Origin of the sequence: Dapis hubbardiae BLCC-M172, from assembly GCF_050016015.1 — a bacterium.
Classification (GTDB): domain Bacteria; phylum Cyanobacteriota; class Cyanobacteriia; order Cyanobacteriales; family Microcoleaceae; genus Trichodesmium.
This window is the reverse complement of the sequence record NZ_JBNHEQ010000069.1, coordinates 1-20,570: the sequence shown is the minus strand read 5'-3', so window position 1 is coordinate 20,570 and position 20,570 is coordinate 1. Positions and strand designations below refer to the sequence as shown.

At 34.3% G+C, this 20,570-nt stretch carries 9 protein-coding genes; 1 reads left to right on the top strand and 8 read right to left on the bottom strand.

The window, feature by feature from the left end; genetic code table 11:
- Positions 1-257: 257 nt before the first annotated feature.
- Both ACP6PK_RS06905 and ACP6PK_RS06900 read right to left on the bottom strand, forming a co-directional pair.
- Positions 258-2,249, bottom strand: coding sequence for an adenylate/guanylate cyclase domain-containing protein (locus ACP6PK_RS06905; RefSeq protein WP_426558919.1), 1,992 nt, complete (start codon positions 2,247-2,249; stop codon positions 258-260).
- A 584-nt stretch (positions 2,250-2,833) separates the two neighbouring features.
- Positions 2,834-5,590, bottom strand: a complete 2,757-nt coding sequence (locus tag ACP6PK_RS06900; RefSeq protein ID WP_426558917.1) for an adenylate/guanylate cyclase domain-containing protein — start codon at positions 5,588-5,590, stop codon at positions 2,834-2,836.
- A 385-nt stretch (positions 5,591-5,975) separates the two neighbouring features.
- On the opposite strand from ACP6PK_RS06900, the gene ACP6PK_RS06895 reads away from it, so the two are divergent.
- Positions 5,976-8,039: an ATP-dependent nuclease gene (locus ACP6PK_RS06895; RefSeq protein WP_426558915.1), complete on the top strand. Its 2,064-nt coding sequence runs from the start codon at positions 5,976-5,978 to the stop codon at positions 8,037-8,039.
- 417 nt (positions 8,040-8,456) lie between these two features.
- Here the strand turns inward: ACP6PK_RS06895 and ACP6PK_RS06890 are convergent, their stop codons facing one another.
- From ACP6PK_RS06890 to ACP6PK_RS06865, 6 genes are all read right to left on the bottom strand, one after another.
- Entirely contained in the window at positions 8,457-9,737 is a 1,281-nt protein-coding gene (locus ACP6PK_RS06890) for a CO2 hydration protein (RefSeq protein ID WP_426558913.1), read from the bottom strand.
- A 445-nt stretch (positions 9,738-10,182) separates the two neighbouring features.
- Entirely contained in the window at positions 10,183-11,676 is a 1,494-nt protein-coding gene (locus ACP6PK_RS06885) for an NADH-quinone oxidoreductase subunit M (RefSeq protein ID WP_426558911.1), read from the bottom strand.
- 467 nt (positions 11,677-12,143) lie between these two features.
- Positions 12,144-13,982, bottom strand: a complete 1,839-nt coding sequence (locus tag ACP6PK_RS06880) for an NAD(P)H-quinone oxidoreductase subunit F (protein ID WP_426558909.1) — start codon at positions 13,980-13,982, stop codon at positions 12,144-12,146.
- Between the two features lie 577 nt (positions 13,983-14,559).
- Positions 14,560-15,375, bottom strand: coding sequence for an SAM hydrolase/SAM-dependent halogenase family protein (locus tag ACP6PK_RS06875; protein WP_426558907.1), 816 nt, complete (start codon positions 15,373-15,375; stop codon positions 14,560-14,562).
- A 175-nt stretch (positions 15,376-15,550) separates the two neighbouring features.
- Positions 15,551-17,755 (bottom strand): tetratricopeptide repeat protein, encoded by a 2,205-nt coding sequence (locus ACP6PK_RS06870; protein ID WP_426558905.1) that lies wholly within the window; start codon positions 17,753-17,755, stop codon positions 15,551-15,553.
- A gap of 441 nt (positions 17,756-18,196) precedes the next feature.
- The gene (locus ACP6PK_RS06865; RefSeq protein WP_426558903.1) at positions 18,197-20,407 is read right to left on the bottom strand and encodes a tetratricopeptide repeat protein; all 2,211 of its coding nucleotides are present in this window, start codon (positions 20,405-20,407) and stop codon (positions 18,197-18,199) included.
- Positions 20,408-20,570: the final 163 nt, after the last annotated feature.

Below are 20,570 nucleotides of genomic sequence, written 5' to 3'. Positions count from 1 at the left end.
AGCTAATAAACCTGAATTATTTCATTAATAATTATTAATTATTCGGTAAGATTTGCTCGTTTGGGTTTGGTCTCCAAACCCAAACGCCAAGGGATTTGGAGACCAAACCCCTACAGTTTTTTCTCACGAATGATTTGATATTGCTATATCAGTCTTTTATCTTAATATCATTTCCGGATAAGCAAATCATCAATTGTTTTGTTTCTCCACCCTCCCCACCCTTCCCACACTCCCCATCTCCCCACCCTTCCCACACTCTACTTTTTCCCTTGCAACCAATAAGTAACCATTTTCCCTCTACCCTTAACAGTAATTATTCCCCTTTCTTCAAATATATACTTATCTTTTAATAGTTCATAAGTTGCAGTTGTAACTTGAATTTTTCCCGCCTCTCCAGATGATTCCATTCTCGAAGCTACATTCACAGCATCTCCCCACAAATCATAAATAAATTTCTTTTTACCAATTACACCTGCTACTACAGGACCAGAATTAATACCAATTCTAATTTCAAATTGCTGACCAATATCTGTTGTAAATTTAATAATTTCTTGCTGCATATCTAATGCCATATTAGCGATCGCTTCGGCATGATTTTTTTTTGGTACTGGCAACCCACTTGCTACCATATAAGCATCTCCAATAGTCTTGATTTTCTCTAAACCATAGAATTCAGCAATATGGTCAAATTTAGAAAATATTTGATTCAGCAAATTAACTAATTCTATGGGAGAAATTCTGGCAGATAGAGGAGTAAAACCAACAATATCAGAAAACAAAATTGTTGATTCTTGAAAATAATCAGCTATGGCACTGGTATCATGTTTGAGTTTAAATGCAATAGATTCTGGCAAAATATTCATCAGTAAACGCTCTGACTTTTCTTGTGACTCTTGTAGTTCTGCAGTCCTTTCTTCCACTCGTTTTTCTAACTCAGTATTAGTTTTCTCCAACTCAATAAAAGATTCTTGTAATTGCTGTGCCATTAAATTAAAAGATTCTGCTAATATCTCTAATTCATTCACTCTTGTGACTTCTATTTTTTGGTTGAGTTTACCTCCTGCAATTTCTCTGCTTGCAGCACTTAAGAGCATCACAGGATAACTAATCCAACGAGAGGTTAAAATTCCTACTATCGTTGCTACCAATAAAGCTATCAAACATAATTTAATTGTGGTACGAGTATTAACATTAATTTTCTCCATAAAATCTGCTTCTGGAACCACAACTACAATTAACCAATCTAAATTATTGCCATTAGAAAAAGGTAAGACTTGTAAAAATTGTCGCTCGCCATTTAGTTTAAATTCTAATTGTTCTGACTGGTTAATTTTGCTAAAGTCACCGAAATATTCTCTCAAATATTTGGCTGTATTACTAATTAGATAATTATCAACATTTTCCGCTTTAATTCTTGTGATTTTATCTGCCTTTGAACTAAATGGTTTTTGGGAAGTAGAAGAAGCAACTAACAATCCAGAACGTTCCATAATAAAAGTTTGTCCCGACTTACCAATTTTCAAACTTTGGAGAAATTCTCTGATGTGGGAAAGAATAAAATCAACTGCAACTACTCCTATAAGTTGATTATTATCTTGATAAACAGGTTGAACTAAAGCTACTCTAATTTTGTCTCTTCTAAAGCCAAGATAAATATCACTCCAGGTTTGTTTCTTTGCCTCTATTGCAGTCTTATACCAAGGTCTAATTCTGGGGTCATAAGCATTGCGAATTTCTAATAATTCTATAGGGTTTCCCTGACTATCAATTCCATAATTTTGCAATTTTCCTTTTGTAGATTTACCAGCTGTATCAATTCGCCATTGATTACCAGTTCTAAATAAACCAACAAATTCTCCCTCAGTGTCACCAAAATAAATGCCAGAAATATTAACTGAATCAAATAAAGATTTTTGTCGCCAAAATTCCCGAGCAACACTAGCTGTATCCTGAATATTAAAATTACCTAAATTAATATGATCCTGATTAATTTGAGCAATAATTGGAGGCACTTCTAAGTAATTTTTTAGTTTTTCCTGAATCCGGGTAGTAATTTCATTTCTTAATTGAGTTGTGACTTCATTAACTGCTTGCTGGCCATTGCGTAGAGATAGCCATCCTGTTAAACCTACTGCCGCAAAAATTTGAACTACAAAAGGTACTATTAAAATAGCTCTTAGAGGTATGCGTATGCTGACTTTAATCGAGGAAATAAAGTTTGTAGGAGCGGGATTTCTATTTATGGCCATAGGATTTTATGACTGTCACTTGATTTTGTTTATAGTCATTTTAATTGAGATTGAGACAAGTATTTATTGCTATAAGATACTTTCAGAAGAACAAGTTTTCCATACTTATTTGAAATGACTATAATTTGGATAATAGTAACTTCTCATTTTTTTTATTTCTACTTCTAGGAAAGATGGAAAATAATACCTGGAATTTTTTGATAGTTTTTGAGGGTTGTTATTATTTTTAAGTCAAACTATATAGCAATCAGGAATCAGATGTGATATTTTGGTGGGAATTAGGAGTCATGAGTCAGGAGTCAGGAGTCAGAATACAAAAGAATTTTGACTGATATTAATGATTCTTAAATATCTCACAAATCACAACTGATTGCTATAGTTTTCAATTTAAACCACACAAAGTAAATTATTAGTTATTAGTTATTTATCTATAGTCATAACTTACGGCAAGAAACCGATTTTTTAGGATAAATCGTTGTTTTTAATCATTAATATTCACGAAAAAAACAGGTTTATGGGTTAGCCTCCGTAACTCCTGGGGGGAAAGAAAAAGCACAGAAAAGATTAAAAATATTTCCCACACTCTACTTTTTTCCTAGTAACCAATAAGTAACCATTTTACCTCTACCCTTAACAGTAATTATTCCCCTTTCTTCAAATATATACTTATCTTTTAATAGTTCATAAGTTGCAGTTGTAACTTGAATTTTTCCCGCCTCTCCAGATGATTCCATTCTCGAAGCTACATTCACAGCATCTCCCCACAAATCATAAATAAATTTCTTTTTACCAATTACACCTGCTACTACAGGACCAGAATTAATACCAATTCTAATTTCAAATTGCTGACCAATATCTGTTGTAAATTTAATAATTTCTTGCTGCATATCTAATGCCATATTAGCGATCGCTTCGGCATGATTTTTTTTTGGTACTGGCAACCCACTTGCTACCATATAAGCATCTCCAATAGTCTTGATTTTCTCTAAACCATAGAATTCAGCAATATGGTCAAATTTAGAAAATATTTGATTCAGCAAATTAACTAATTCTATGGGAGAAATTCTGGCAGATAGAGGAGTAAAACCAACAATATCAGAAAACAAAATTGTTGATTCTTCAAAATAATCAGCTATAGCACTGGTATCCTGTTTCAGTCGAAATGCAATAGGTTCTGGTAAAATATTCATCAGCAAACGCTCTGACTTTTCTTGTTCTGCGTGTAATGCTGTTTCTGCTTCTTGGCGAAGAGTAATATCTTCCACAGTACCTTCATAATAAAGTAATTCTCCATTAAAATTACGGACAGCACGAGCTTTTTCACAAATCCAAATTATACTACCATCAGAACGATAAACTTGAGATTCAAAATTTGATATTTCCCCATCTTTATTAATAGCATCAATAAATTCTTGTCTGCGGTTAGGGTTAACATATAGTTGTTGTTGAATATTAGTAATATTAGTAATTAATTGTGAACAGTCAGAATAACCATACATTCTTGCTAAAGCTGGATTAGCACTTAAGAAAAAACCGTCAGGTGTAGTTTGAAAAATACCCTCAATAGAATTTTCAAAGATACTACGATATTTTGCTTCTGCTGCTTGTAATGCTTCTGCTGCTTCTTGACGTTCTGTGATATCTTTAACTATTAAAAGTAAGCAAGATTTCTCATCCAGGCAAATAACTTCTCCTGATAATAACCCAACTCCAATTTGTCCTGACTTTAGCTTAAACTTAATCTCTTGATTGCGAATTTTACCTTGAGTTTCTAATATTGTAAAAATGCGAATTCGCTCTTCAATATTTCCCCATAAATTCAGTTCTAATGCTGTTTTACCAATGACTTCTTGACGACTATAACCTGTAGTTTGAATAAAGCTTTCATTGACTTCAATTAATCTACCATCGGCAAGATTACTAATAGTAATTACATCTGGACTTGCCTGAAAAGCTAAAGCAAATTTTTCTTCTGACTGCCGTAGTGCTGCTGTTCTTTCTTCTACTCTTTGTTCTAACTCAGCATTAGTTTTTTCTAGATTAATAAAAGAATCTTGTAATTGCTGTGCCATTAAGTTAAAAGATTCTGCTAATACCTCCAATTCATTAACTATTTTGACTTCAATTTTTTGATTAAGTTTTCCTCTGGCAATTTCTCTACTTGCATCACTTAAGAGCATAACAGGATAACTAATCCAACGAGAAGTTAAAATTCCTACTATTGTGGCAACAAATAAAGCAATTAAGCACAATTTAATTGTGGTACGAGTATTAACATTAATTTGATCCATAAAATCTGCTTCTGGAACCACAACTACAATTAACCAATCTAAATTTTCTCCATCAGAAAAAGGCACTACTTGTAAAAATTGTCGTTCGCCATTTAGTTTAAATTCTAATTGTTGTGATTGGTCAATTTTGCCAAAGTCACCGAAATATTCTCTTAAATAATTAGCTGTATTCCTAATTCGATAATTATCAACATTTTCTGCTTTTATTCTTCTAACTTCCTGTTCTTTCAAACTAAATGGTTTTTGGGAAGTAGAAGAAGCAACTAAAAATCCAGAACGTTCAATAATGAAAGTTTGTCCTGATTTACCAATTGTCAAATTTTGGAGAAATTCCCTAATATGAGAAAGAACAAAATCAACCCCAACTACTCCTATTAATTGATTATTATTTTGATAAATAGGTTGAACTAAAGTTACTTTAAGTCTCAGTTCTTTAAAGTCAGCATAAATATCACTCCAAGTTGCTTTCTTTGCCTCGACTGCATTTTTATACCAAGGTCTAATTCTAGGGTCATAATCATTGCCAATTTCTAATAATTCTGTAGGGTTTCCCTGACTATCAATTCCAATACTATGAAATTTTCCTTTTGTAGATTTACCAGCTCTCCCAATTTCCCATTGATTATTATTTTGAAATCCTAAACCAATAAATTCTCCCTCAGCGCCACCAAAATAAATTGCAGAAACATTAACTGAATCAAATAAAAATCTTTGCCCCCAAAATTGCTGAGTTAAACTAGCTGTATCCTGAATATTCAAATGACCTAAATTAATTGCATTTTGATTAATTTGAGCAATAACACGAGGCGCTTCTAAGTAATTTTTCAATGTATCCTGAATCCGACTACTAACTTCATTTCTTAATTGAGTTGTGACTTCATTAACTGCTTGCTGGCCATTGCGTAGAGAGAGCCATCCTGTTAAACCTACTGCCCCAAAAATTTGAACGACGAAAGGTACTATTAAAATAGCTCGTAGAGGTATGCGTCTGCTCACTTTGATAGGGGAGTTAATAAACTTTGTGGGAGCCGAATTTATATTAATGGCCATAGGATTTGATGACTGCCACCTGATTTTACTTGGTTTGTTTAATTGTATAGCGCGTAGCGCTAGGGAATAGGGAATAGGGAATAGGGAATAGTAAAGTGTTAAAGGGTTTTTCCTGCGGAAATGCTCCGCAAACAGGATGTATAAATTTCCTAACCTTAATGCGTAGCGCTATAATTTCCCAGTTTTTTTGATTTCCAGTTCTAGGAAAGATGGAGAATAATAGCTGTAATTTTTTTATAGTTTGCGAGGGTTGTTATTAGTTTTCAGTAAAACTAGAAATTTTCATTATACCACACAAAGTATTTTTACTGTAGTACAATAACTGTTTGTGTTGTTAGAGAAAGTTATATAGCAATTTTTTTGTTGAAATTTTGAGGTGATTAGTATGTATATTTCCAAATTTCAGATATTGAATTATAAGTCGTTTCGAGATTCTGGTTGGTTAGAGTTTCAGCCAGGTATTAATATTATTGTTGGTACGAATAATTCTGGTAAAACAGCTCTATTGGAAAGTCTGGGATTAGAGTTTAAAGATAATCCTTATCTTAATATTAGAATGAGAGATATTCCTGACTCAGACTTGCCTGATGAGTCAGTTGCTAATATTACTTTCAGGTTGAAAAATTCAGAAATTTCTACATTTATCGATGAAAAAGAAATTGATGTTTATGATGAAAATGCTTTCACTATTTATCAGGAATGGCTGGATAAGACTAAACAGATAGAAGTTACTGTCTCCAATTATAACCGTGAATTTGGTAATAAACCTAGTATAGTTATCTCAGATTTTCCACAAGATATAAATTTATATCAATTAGTTAATAGTTCAGAGCCTGAATTGTCTCTTGCTCATCCACTTAAAAAAACAGTATTTTGTCTTGAAACAAAAAAAACAGAAAAACCTAAGCTGGGGGAAGGAATAGAAATATCTGCATACCCCAAAAAGTACTTTCCTAAAATTATATTTAATGAATTTCAAAGAAAAACATACAGATTTAATTCTGAACGATTTCATATTGGTAGTTGTCTTTCTGGGGATAGCTTAATACTTGAGCCGGATGCTAGTAATTTAGCTGAAGTTATTAATCAAATTCAGTTGCGGGGTAAAAGAAAGACTTATAAAAAATTCAATAAATATGTAAATATGATGTTTCCAGAAATCAAAGAAGTTTCTGCTCGTATTCAAAAGAAAGATTCTAGTACTTATCAAGATTACTTGGAAGTTTTAGTTTGGTCTCCAGAAGCATTAGAAGAAGATGAAGAAGATTTAGCACTAAAATTAGCAGACTGTGGAACAGGAGTTAGCCAAGTTTTAGCCATACTTTATGTAGTAGTAACTGCCTCAGAACCAAAAATTATTATTATTGATGAACCTCAATCATTTCTACACCCAAGTTTGATTAGGAAATTAATAAATATTTTTAAAGAATTTCCCCAACACCAATACTTTATAGCCACCCATTCACCCATAGTTATTTCCGAAGCTAACCCCTCAACAATTTTACAATTATCTTATTCTGAAGGTGAAACTAAAACTAAAATTATTAACTCAAAAGAAACAACAGAATTACGCGCCCTTTTCATAGAATTAGGAGTAAGTTTATCCGATGTATTTGGTGCCGATGCAATTTTGTGGGTAGAAGGCCCGACAGAAGAACGTTGTTTTCCCCGAACCTCAGAAGAATTTGGTTATCTTTCAATGAAAGGTATACAAATTATGGCAGTAAAAGATACCGGACGTTTAGAAAGGAAAAACGCTCGTATTATTTTCGATATTTATGATAAATTGAGTGGCGGAAATACTTTATTTCCTCCAGCTATTGGGTTTATATTAGATAGTGAAAATAGAAAGGCAAAAGACAGGCAATATATTTGTGAAATGGGTAAGGAAAAAGTCAAGTTTTTACCACGTTGTAATTATGAGAATTATTTACTCCATCCTCAAGCAATTTTCGAGGTATTAAAACAAGAAAATCCATGTCTTGAAATAGCTGTAGCGGATATAAAAAATTATATTGATGAAGATAAGAACAAAAATGATAAATTATTTGAATCTCAAGAAGATAGAGATGACCTAATTAGTAAAATTTTCTCTAAATTCTCTGTTAAGTATCATAAAATAAAACACTATCAAAAAATTACCAATACCAATGAGAATTTTTCACCCGATCCTCAAGCAATCTTGGAGGTATTAAAACAAGAAAAGCCATCCGTTGAAATAACTTTAACCGATATACAAAAGTATATTGATGAAGCTAAGGAGAAAAAATGGGAATCTAAAGTAGATGGAGCTAAATTAATCGAAGACATTTTTCTTAAATTCTCTAATAAAACTGTTGAGTATCAGAAAACAAAACATTCTCTAGAAATTACCAATTGGTTGCTCGAACATGAGCAGAATTATTTACAAAAACTGGCTGAATTTTTAAAAGAAATAATTGAAGCGTAGGTTACAGCGCTACACGCAAGGCAAAAGTGCAAAATGCAGAAGTAAAATTTTAAATAGATACCAAATCAGTTCTATAAAATCCGGTTATATAGTTATCCCAAAACTAATGACTCTTTCTAAGTTGAAATCTTTTTTTTCCTAACTCATAGTCGTCATTGCGACGATAGGAAGCAATCTCCTAAACCTAGGAGATTGCTTCCTTCCACTCCGTTCCAGTCGCAATGACTTGGGTATAGTAATTATCCAGATGTTATATGAGTCCTCAGTGCTAGGATAACTAATTACCCGGATTTTATATAAATTATCTAAAAAATGTTATAGCAACAGCCAGGGCAATTAGGACATAGACTGATGATAAATCTTAGACTAGGAAACACTTTTCCAACTGTTCCCTATTCCCTAGCGCGTAACGCTATATCAACGATAATCTTGACTCTGAATATTCCGCAACCGAGCTTCTGGACGTTTAAACCTGTCTAATTGTGTTTCAAAAAAGTCACGATTTGCTTTTAAATGTTCTAGATCTGGGTCATCTAAAGGATGTAAAGTTGCTTGTCTTAATGCTTGAATAACCGCCGAAGTTACACAATACATCGAACGTTGAAAAGTTATCCCCAACTGAATCAACATATCATCTTCCCCCCGACAATATTGTTTGTAATAATCCACTAAAAAGGACGGTAAAAAATGCAGCATATCCTGCATTAATAATGTTGGTGGAATCCCAGCATTTCCTACTGGAAAAACATCAGCATAAAGAATCCCATAATGAAAATCTTTTTGATTTTCTGGTACTTGTTTTGCCTGAGCATTATAAGATTTTGTACCCCGGAAAGGAGCAGTCCGATAAAACACAGCTTCTACATAAGGTAAAGCTGCTTCAAATAACCAAGTAAAACCACAAGATTTGGGAATAATTTCATATAACTCTCCCCGAATATAAACATGATGATAAATCGGGCGATCAGCTACAGCAAAAATTCCATTTACTAGAAAATTCATTGCTTCAGGAACGCTAGTTAATTTTCCTTCGTTATATAAATCGAACATCTCAAAAAATACAGGAGCCATTACTTCCCAAAACAAACCCAAGTTGCTGTAATAAGAAAGTTGTCTTACCTGTTCGATAAACATTTCTGGAAATAATTTATATAAACCCAGCATCACAGGATTACCTTGAAAATAAGCCTTAATTGCTTTATCGGCTGCTGCTTTATATTCTGAAGTATCTAAATAAGGGTCAAATTTACCGCCCATTTCTCGATGCCAAAACATTGCCCGCATACAAGCTTCGGCAAATTCCATATTAATTCTGTCGTGCCATAAGTGATGTAACAACTTAGATTTTTTGCCAGTTTCTCCCTTTTCAATAAATGCTAAAAGTTCTGGGTGAGCTGTTGCTTCCCCGCGCCAAACTCTCAAGTCCGCATCATCACCAGCATAATGATTATGTAGGTCTAAATATGACTTTGGCAGGAAGTATTTAAAGAAGGGTAAAGGGTTTAAAAATACTCTTTCAGCAATATAAAGTAAGTCGCGCCAATAGAAATCCATTGGTACTGCATAAGCTTTATAAATACCAATAATTTGCATCAGATTTTCTGGGGTATCTGGTAACATTGCACCACCTGCTTCGAGGCGGTGAATTATTTCAGCAAATTCGTGTTGAGATGGTGGAAGTTTTGTTGTTTGTATCATGTTTTTTAGTATTGACTTTTCGGTGGATAGTGGTAACGTCTAAATCGCTAAATCATTGCTACAAAATCTGTTCAACAATTAATAATATCAAATCTGTTTGCTTCCGAGTTTTATAAGAAACCGGGTTTATGGGAGACAGATGTCAGTATAGTAGACATTTTATATAAACCCGGTTTCTACGCTTTGGTGAATAGTGGGAATTTCTCCCTTGCTAAATCATTAGCACAAAATCTGTTCAACAATTAATAATATCAAATCCGTTGGCTTCGGAGTTTTATAAGAAACCGGGTTTATGGGAGACAGATGTCAGTATAGTAGGCATTTTACATAAACCCGGTTTCTAAGATTTCGTAGCTATTTAAAGCTATTAAATAAATATAAACCTTACAGTTTCATCTCTTAATTTACCAACACCCCCTGTTCCCTGTTCCCTATTCCCTATTCCCTACTTTATATATTGACTTATTGACTGAATTTCTATTTGAGATTTAAGCACTAAAAAATTTGAAGTTTCTTCACTCCAACGCACTAACCAAGTAGGTTGAATTCCTAAAAAGAAAATCGCTACTGCTAATACCAAAGCAGGCGCACGTTCAGACCAAATAACTTTTGGATAATAAGCTGTATCATTATCTAGTTTGCCGAAACAAGTACGGTTTAACAAAATAACAAAATAAACTGCTGTTAAACCACTAGCAATAATACACAAAAGAGTGGGAATTGGAAACTTAGAAAAACTGCCCTGAAACACAATAAACTCAGCAGCAAAACCTACCATTCCTGGAATACCTGCACTTGCCATTCCACCCATAATTAATAAAGCGCTCGTAAAAGGTAAACCCCGCACCGGACTCATTAAACCATTCAAAACGGATAATTCGCGAGTGCCGACTTTAGTTTCTACTACACCCACCAGATGAAATAGAATCGCTAAAATTAGACCATGAGCTACCATTTGACTGATCGCTCCCACTAAACTTAGGGGTGTATTCGCAGCAGCAGCAACTATAATGTAACCCATGTGTCCAATGGAACTATAAGCCACCATTCGTTTGATGTCTTGTTGAGCGATCGCTGCTAATGCTCCATACAAGACGCTAATGGTACCAATAATTGCCATTCCGGGTGCGATTATTTCCCAAGTTTGGGGAAATAGTCCCAAACAGAAACGCAATAATCCGTAAGTGCCTAACTTTGCCAATATTCCACCCAGTAAAATGGTAACGGGGGGAGATGATTCAACGTAAGCATCTGGCAACCAAGTATGTAGAGGTACCAGTGGTATTTTGATGCCAAATCCTACTAAGAGAATTGTTAGTAAGATAAGTTTAGTTATTAGGGGTAATGATTCGGTAGATATGAGGTTATAGTCAAAACTAGGAGAATTGCTTAACCAAGTTATGCCTAAAAATCCTGCTAATATAAGAATCCCAGAAACTGCGGTATAGATGAGAAATTTTGTTGCTGCATAGCCTCGTTTTTCGCTTCCCCAAATTGCTATTAATAAATAGATAGGAATTAATTCTAGTTCGTAAAACAGAACGAAAAGTAGTAAATTTGCTGAAAGAAAAGCCCCTGCTACACCTGCATTTACCAACAAAATTAAAGAGTAGTAAAGTTTCGGACGTTCGATATTATTGCCGTAGCCATAAACTACGATAAATGTTAGTACAGAATTGAGGACAAGTAAGGGTAAAGATAAACCGTCTACTCCAAGATTGTAGGTTAAACCTAATTGCGGAATCCAAGCAAATGTTTCTTGAAATTGCCAATGGGGATTATTTAAGTCAAACTTTAGAGCAATTTGTACAGTCCAAACTATGAGAGATACGGCTATTGCTAAAGTGACTTTTCGTAATTTTTCCGCAGGAATATTTCCTGGAAAAAATCCTACTAATATTGCCCCTAATATTGGGATGATAATTAAAACACTGAGCATAATTTTTTGTTAAATTGTAATTGATTAAATTAGCTATGAATCATTGAATAATCAATAATATCATGTTCGTTTAAATAGTTATGATTAGGACATAGATGGAAGAGATATCTCAAACCCCTGAGATTGCTATCCGTTCCGGAATGCTCGGCAAACCTTCCACTCCGTTCCAGTCGCAATGACTTTATAGTTAGTGTTTATCCGAACATGATATAAGGGAAAATTGTATGAGAATCGTCAAAAAAAGGTGTTTTCGTCATTGCGACCAATAGGGAAGCAATCTCAAGCTCTAGTTTTTCGTACCTCAGCGTAAATTCTGCTAATTATGATTCTGATTATTGATTATATAGCAGTCGAAGCCAAGGTTAGGACATTTATAAATCCTGTTTGCGGAGCATTTCCCCAGGAAAAACCCTTTGAAAGCTTACTATTCCCTGTTCCCTATTCCCTATTCCCTATTCCCTTTTTCTCTAAAATAAACCGACAGCTAACCAACTTAATAATAGGGTAAGACCAATCAAAATTGTCAACAAATAAAACTGAGACTGACCAGAAACATTGTATTTTAAACCCTGACCTCCAAAAATAGTCGCGAAACCAACTAAATTAACTACTCCATCAACAATATAGCGGTCTATCCAAGAAATAATTTTTGATACTAAACCCACTACAAAAACAATTGTAATTTTATACAATTTGACTGTGTAAAAATCGTAAGCAAAAAAGTCTTGTATTGCTTGGTAAGGCAATTTAATTGGTTTCTCCCACTTGTCATTTATATAAATCAACCCACCAATACCAAAACCAAGTACACTGGATAACAGTAACAAACCAGCAACAGATTTATTAATAGTTGCAATATCTGGTAATAACTGCCAACTTGCTAATAACAACGGAACGTGCAATGTAAAACCAGCCAAGATAGTCATCGGCAAAACCAACGCCCATAAACCTTCAGGCGATCGCTCAGTCATTGGCTTAGTTTTACCACAGAAAATTAAACCAAACTCCCGAATAATACTAAAAGCAGTTAACCCATTCACCACAAACAACACCCCAACCAACCAAGGTTGAGTCTGCCACAAATGATCTGCCATTTGTAACAACGCCCAAAAACCACCCAAAGGAGGGAAAGCAACCAATCCCGCAGCACCGACTAAATAAGAAATTCCAGAAATAGGGCGACGAGACCATAAACCGCCATATTGAGTCAGGTCTTGGCTAATACAATTTAATATTACTCCACCCGTACTCATTATCAACAAAGCCATCGCACAAGCGTAGGTGAATAATAATATTAAAGCAGTTTTTACTTGACCGGTGCCAACCGCAATAAATACCAAACCCATGTATGCGCTGACAGAATAAGAGAGCGCTCGCTTCATATCAATTTGGGCAATAGCAATTAAAGAAGCACAAACTGCTGTAAACACTCCCACTCCTACCATTACCGTAGAAGCTACAGGAGACAAAGCTAAAACTGGTTGCAACTTAATCAATACCCAAGCTCCAACAGCTACTACCACAGAATTTCTGAGAATTGTACTTGGTACCGGTCCTTCCATTGCTTCATCTAACCACAGATGCAAGGGAAACTGAGCGCATTTACCTAGAGGACCCGCGATTAAAGTTAGACTTAATAGGGTAGCAGTAGTGGGAGCAATATTTGCAGTTTTCGCCCACTCACCGAGTTCCGTATAATTCCAAGTTCCTGCCAGGGGTAATAGAGCGACTACTCCCATCAACAAAAATAAGTCTCCAACCCGTTTAGTCAAGAAAGCGTCTCTTGCTCCCGTAACTACCAATGGTTGAGAATACCACAAACCTACTAATAAATATGTACCCAGAGTGAGAATTTCCAGAATAATGTAACTCCAGAACAGGGAGTTGCACAAAACTAAGGCACACATTCCCGCTTCGAATAATGCTAGTAGGGAGTAGAAACGCGCCCATCCCCAATCCATTTCCATGTAGGCGATCGCGTAGATTTGGCTGAGGAGGTTTAGACCTGTTATTAATATAGTCGCCCCAATGGTTAGGGTGGATATTTCTACAGAAATATTGATGTTGAGTTCTGCTACTTGTAGCCAGGGTATTGATAATTCTCGTGCAGGTTGATTCCAACTTGCTGTCAAAGCAATTAAACCATGTAAGAAAGCGATGAAGGTCATTATTAAATTGATGTAACCTGCTGGTCTTGGTCCGCTGCGGTTAATAATTCCGGGCGACCAAGGCAAGGCTAAAACTGCACCAGTTATGGCATAGCAAGGTATTAGCCATATTGTTTCTAGAAACTCGTTCGATAACATTATTTTGGTTTTTGCAAGATATTAGATAAATTATGTGCTTTTTATTTAAAAATTAATTTTATCTTAATTTTGATACAAAGATTAATATTTTTTTGGAGTATAATTTAATACGCAAAGAAACCCGGTTTCTACGGTAAATCATTGTTTTGAACAATAGACATCTACGAGAAACCGGGTTTCTGGGTTCGCCTGCGTAAATTCTGTTAATTTCTTTATCTGTAGATTTTGGACTTTGGACAAAAACCACAAATAGTTAGCATAATATTTAGGCTAACCAAGTCTGGCAATATCCCTCTGTCTTAAGTCAAAAAAATCACTGAAAAATAGAAACAAAATATAAGGTGAAGCAGATTAAGGAGTTGGGTGATTCTCTGAATATCTGTAATACTAATTGGTATAACTAATTTATTTCCTACTTGTCACATTCTTTTACCAGCAATCATTCCAGGTAAAATCAGGCATTAAATATAAATTATCTTGCCAAAATACCTGATTTGAAGTTATAATTACTATTTACTTAATATTAAGTAGTTCAATTATATCTATGTCGCTTCAATGCTAACTGCTGATTCCTCATTTAAAACCAATGAATTTCAACTCTATCCCCATACTTTAAATTAAGTTTATCCTCAGCACTACCACCATTAGCAGCAATTTCTACAAAACCATGAGAGCCAATAATTCCAATTAACTCCCCTGGTTTACAATCAGCATAAGTATTACCACTAGAAATTGTTTTACCCGCTGAAAAATCAACATTATTACTAACAATAACCGACCAATTTTTCCCGAAAACATAACTACTAGAAATATTAGTAATTATATTGCCAAAATGGTCAATATGTTGAACGCAACCTGCAATACCTGAATCTGTAAAAGTAATATTATTTAAAGGCAACTTCACCAAACTTTCTGGATTAATTTTTTCTCCCAAATTTTCTAACTTCACCCCACTAGCAAGATGAGCAGCAACAGGAGCAAATATATCTCTAGCATGAAAAGTTGTACTCGGTATTTTTGTACCCCAATACTCAGAATTAGTAAGGGAAACTACCTTAATATTTTCTATTTCTAAATTTTCTAATACTCCACTAAAAATACCATTGTCAGGTCCGACTAAAAAAACATTCGGTAGTTGAATAGTGATCGCTCTTCTTGTACTCCCAACTCCCGGATCGACAACAGCAACATGAACTGTTTCTGGGGGAAAATAAGGATAAGCATTTTGCAAACAAAATCTGGCAGCAAATAAATTTTGGGGAGGAATTTCATGTGTAAGGTCGATTATTTTGAGATTAGGATTAATTTGACAAATTACACCTTTCATTACACCAACATAGACATCTTTGAATCCAAAATCAGTTAAGAGTGTGATAATTTTTTGATTTGACATTATTATGTTTAATAATTAGGGTTTCCTGAAAAAGTCTGTTATACCAATTTGAAAAAAGAATGCTATACTTATCAGTAGCGTGTTGATAATTCTGATATTTACTACTCCCCTACTCCCCTACTCCCCTACTCCCCTACTCCCCTACTCCCCTATTCCCTATTCCCTATTCCCTAAATTATTTCCATCTATCAATTTGATATTTAGCATCTTTAAAACCCCCTGTACGACCTTGTTCTAAATAAAGTTTAGCTGCTTTTTCAAAATCACTAATTGCTCCTTTTCTATCTCCGATATTAATTCTAACTAATCCTCTATTGTAATAAGCACCCGCATATTCTGAGTTAAGTCTAATAGCTTGAGCATAATCGGCGATCGCTTGCTGATAATTTTCTTGTTCTGAATAAATAGTAGCACGATTTGCATAAGCTTCAGCATTATTTGGACTTAATTTTATTGCTTGAGTATAATCTTCTATTGCTTTTTCTGGTTGATTAGCTGTAGCATAAGCTAAACCTCTATTTGTATAAGCTTTAGGATTTTCAGGATCGAGTTTAATTGTTGCAGTGCAGTCAGATACAGATTTTTCATACTCTTGTAAATTTAGATAAGCAATACATCGATTATTATAAGCAATGTAATTTTTAGAGTTAATTTCAATTGCTTTAGTACAATCAGATACAGCGTTTTCATACTCTGCTAAATTCAAGTATGTGCTACAACGATTAGCATAACCTTCTTCATTTTTAGGATCTATTTCAATAACTTTATTGTAATCATCTAGAGAACCTTGATAATCTCCCATAAAAAACCTAGTTCTGCCTCTGTTATAATAACCATCTATCTCTTTTGGTGCAATTTTAATCATCTCAGTGTAATCTGCTATTGCTCCTTGTAAATCATTATTGGCAGCACGAGCTAACCCTCTTGCATGGTAAGCATTAATATCATTTGGTTGCAGTTTCAGAACTTGAGTATAATCTTTAATCGCCGCCGGATAGTTTTGGGATTTATAGTAAACAAATCCTCGTTTGTAATAAGCTTCAGAATCTTGAGGTTTCAGGCGCAACACCTGGGTAAAATCATCAATTGCTCCTGCATAATTTTGGTTATCAGAATGAACTCCCCCTCGGTTAAAATAAGCATTAACATAACTGGGATTAAGATTAATCGCTTGACTGTAATCAGCAATAGCATTTTGATAATTTTCTAAGTTGTAATAAGCATTCCCCCGTTGGTAGAAATACTCTGCTTGACCAGGATTCAATTTAATTGCTTGATTAAATGCTGAAATTGCTCCTTGTTCATTGCCTTGATTAACACTTTCTACCCCTCTTTCAAATAGTCTTTCTGCTTTTATCGGGTTAGGACGATTCAAAAAACTTACTATCCCAATCAGCACTGCTATCACCCCTAAACTTGCAAAACCAAATACAACTAACCATAATGAATTGGATGCTATACCCTTACGACTTGTTTGAATTTGAGGATTTATACTGCTTTCATTTATGGGTATTGACGCCATCATTTTGTGGGGGCGACCGCTAATTTTCTGTAGCGCTTTGACAACTTCTGCTGTAGACTGGTAACGTTTTGTGTAATGGTAATGTACCATTTTCTCCATAATATCCGCTAGATTTGAGGAACATTGTGCGCGATTTCGCCAGAGGATACCACTAGGATTTGATGGAGAGAGGTCTTGTAGTTTTGGCAGTTCACCACTAGGAATACCTGTCAGAGCTTGAATCCCAATCATACCTACTGCATACAGATCGCTATTATATTGAGGAATGCCTTGAAATTGTTCGATCGGCATATAGGAGGGGGTACCTGTAGCAATAGTTCGTTGCATTTCTCCGTTTGCTTCTGCGATCCGATGACTAACTTCTTTCACCGAACCAAAGTCAATTAAAACTAATTTTCCATCTGGTTGACGTCTAATTAAATTTGATGGGTTAACATCTCGATGAATTACTTCATGTCCATGTACAAATCCTAAAATTTCTAAGATTTCTAATAATAGTTGAATTACTTGTTTTTCCTGCCAAGGTTTACCAGGAATAATTTCTTTATTTAATGGTGTTCCAGGAATAAATTCTTCTACTAAATAAAATTGATTATTTTCTTCAAAATAAGCTAATAATAAAGGAATTTGATCGTGTCTTCCTAATTTTTCTAATATTTCTGCTTCTTGCTTGAACAAACGGTGAGCAGTTCTGACAATCGTAAAACTATTACCAGGAGCCCTTAGTTGTTTGACCACACATTGAGGATGCCCAGGGCGACGAGTATCGGCAGCCAAGTATGTTTGTCCAAAAGCACCAGAACTCAGGACTTGAACGACGCGGTAACGTCCATCTAGCAGTTGACCTATCATGTTCATGTTATTTATTTTATACCATTTTTCTTAACTATCAAGAGAAATTAAGTCAGAATAGGGCACAGGGTATATACAGAGTAGATTAAGTGATGAATTAATACCAATTCACTTTAAGGATGTCACAAATAGTTTCCCACTTTAAATGTCAAATAATTGCCGGAAACTATTGTCTTGTCAAAGTTTTTCGTCAAGTTAATTCCGCCTTTTGTACGGGTGATTTCCTATGGAATACTCCTAATTACGCGAATTATCCCTTCTGACTTATGACTTATGACTTCTGACTTCCGTGAAACGGTATAAGTCTCTCACTATTTTTGGTAGTTGGTATTATTTTATATGATATATTAAATAAAATAAATAAGAACAAAAACTCTTATTTAAAATAGTTAAATTTTAGCTTTAGGTATAATTTAAAATGGTAATTTTTTTTGTTAAAACAGTTAATTATTGCAGTTTTTCTATCATATTGAGGGAGTTTTGATAATCCTTTATTTTACCTTGTTCTAAAGATAAGTTAGCACTTTCCCGAAAGTCTGCTACTGCTGCTGGTAGCTCTTGTAATTCATACAGAATAATTCCTCGATTATAGTATGCTTTAGCATTACTGGGATTGAGTTTAATTATCTGGGAAAAATCTTGAATAGCTTGATTATAGTTTCCTATTTCTGAGAAAAGTATTCCTCTATGATTATAAGCAAGGACATCTTGAGGATTGATTTTTATTGCTGTGGTAAAGTCTTCTATTGCTGCTTGAAAATAGCCATTAGCAGACTGTGCTAAACCTCTGTTTATGTAAGCTTTGGCATTTTTATTGTCTATACCAATAGCAATACTACAGTCTTCTGTTGCTCTCTGATATTCTCCTAGATTAAAATAAGCAATACATCGATGATTGTATGCTAAATCATTTTCAGGATTGATTTTTATTGCTTGGTTACAATTAGAAATCGCAGCTTGATGATTTGCCAGATTTAGATAAGCGCTACATTTATTTGTATAAGCATCTGAATCATCTGGTTTTAATTCTAATACCCGTGCGTAATCTGCGATCGCATCTTGATATTTTGCCATTTCTAAGTGAGAGTTACCTCGATGATGATATGCTTGTACATCATTGGGGTTGAATTTGATAGCTTGAGTGTAGTCACTAATTGCACCTACTCGATCTCCTATCGTTCCTCTTGCTGTTCCTCTATTAATATAGGTGTTACTATCTTTGGGATTAAGTCTCATTGATTGACTGTAGTCTTGGATGGCATTTTTGTAGTCTCCAATTTCGTAGTAAATTTGCCCTCGTTTGTTATAAGCTTTAGTATAGTTAGGATTGATTCTTAATGTTTGCGTTAAATCGGTAATTGCTTTTTCATTGTTATCTAGTTCATAATAAACTAGAGCGCGTTGATAATAAGCATCGTTATAGTTTCCTTTGATTTTAATTGCTGTTGTATAATCTTTTATTGCTTTTTCATAAGCTCTTTGAGAATAGTAAGAGTTGCCTCTTTGATAGTAAACGGAGGCATTTTTGGGGTTTAGTTTCAGTGCTTCGGTGTAGTTGGCGATCGCTGCTGGTTGTTTTCCTTGTTTGGCTAATTCTTGACCTTGCTTATAAAGTGTTTCTGCTTTGACTATAAATTGGTATTGCCAAAGAGCGATCGCTACTCCTACTATTGTTATAAATGTTGAACCAACAATTAATATATTTTTTTTGTTGGGTTTGGGTTGAGGTGGTGTTGATTGAATTTCTCTAGCTTCAGGTTTTGTAGTTATTGTTTCTGGTTTTGAGAGAATTTGATTATCTACTGAGACTGATATCTTACTTAATTCTGTTAAGACTTCTGTTGCTGACTCATAATTTTGTTTACTTTGACTATTTACCATTTTGTCAATGATATCTGATAGTGCTAGAGAACATACTTGTAAATTCTGCCAAGGTATTTCTATTCCTGGAGTATTGTTAGCTTGTTTTTGCTTCAATAAATCTTGAGGTGATAATCCTGTTAGTGCTTGAATAGCAATTATCCCTAAAGCATAAATATCACTTTTTTTGTCTAGTTCCTGCTGATTTTTATCTAAGGGTATATAAAGTAAGCTATCAGAGTTATTTTGGTTGTAATTTTCTGATATTAATGGTTCTTGATTTAATTCTAAAATTCTCTGAATTTCTCTTTCTAACCCAAAATTAATTAAGAATAATTTTCCATCTAAGATTCGTCTAATTAAATTTCCTGGCTTAATTTTCCCATGAGTTTCCCCTTGACTATGAATCAAAACTAAAACTTCTAGCACCTCCTTTAATATATTAATTACTTCTGCTTCCAACAAAGGTTTATTTTGGGCTAACTCTTCTCTTATAGAAAGACCTACTATATAATCTTCGACCAAGTATATATTATTGTTTTCTTCAAAATAAGCTAATAAGTTCGGTAGTCCCTCATGTTGACTCAAGCTATAAATCTTTTCTATTTTTTCTTCAAATAATGATAGTATGACCTCTCTATTTTCAGAGTTAAAATTGCCTAGTTGAATTTCTCTAACTACGCATTGGGGTGAACCTGGACGGTGGGTATCTGTTGCCAGATATGTCTGCCCTAAAATAGTTGAACTTATAGGTTGGATAAAACGATAGCGTTTATCTACGATTTGGCCAATCATCATTTACTCTCATCCGATTACAGATATGTCTTTATAGTGGGATAATTGATTTGATTTTTAGCGTTGCATGATCGGGAATCCGAAAGTAGATATTTTTAGAGACTGTTTGTAAAATAAGTATTAAGCAAAAAGTTTCAGAATTCAAGCTTTAAGATTGAATAAGGCA

Coding starts and splice junctions, on each gene's coding strand:
- ACP6PK_RS06885 (WP_426558911.1), bottom strand. CDS start 11,676: ATGCTCAGTGTTTTAATTATCATCCCAATATTAGGGGCAATATTAGTA.
- ACP6PK_RS06880 (WP_426558909.1), bottom strand. CDS start 13,982: ATGTTATCGAACGAGTTTCTAGAAACAATATGGCTAATACCTTGCTAT.
- ACP6PK_RS06875 (WP_426558907.1), bottom strand. CDS start 15,375: ATGTCAAATCAAAAAATTATCACACTCTTAACTGATTTTGGATTCAAA.
- ACP6PK_RS06870 (WP_426558905.1), bottom strand. CDS start 17,755: ATGAACATGATAGGTCAACTGCTAGATGGACGTTACCGCGTCGTTCAA.
- ACP6PK_RS06905 (WP_426558919.1), bottom strand. CDS start 2,249: ATGGCCATAAATAGAAATCCCGCTCCTACAAACTTTATTTCCTCGATT.
- ACP6PK_RS06900 (WP_426558917.1), bottom strand. CDS start 5,590: ATGGCCATTAATATAAATTCGGCTCCCACAAAGTTTATTAACTCCCCT.
- ACP6PK_RS06865 (WP_426558903.1), bottom strand. CDS start 20,407: ATGATGATTGGCCAAATCGTAGATAAACGCTATCGTTTTATCCAACCT.
- ACP6PK_RS06890 (WP_426558913.1), bottom strand. CDS start 9,737: ATGATACAAACAACAAAACTTCCACCATCTCAACACGAATTTGCTGAA.
- ACP6PK_RS06895 (WP_426558915.1), top strand. CDS start 5,976: ATGTATATTTCCAAATTTCAGATATTGAATTATAAGTCGTTTCGAGAT.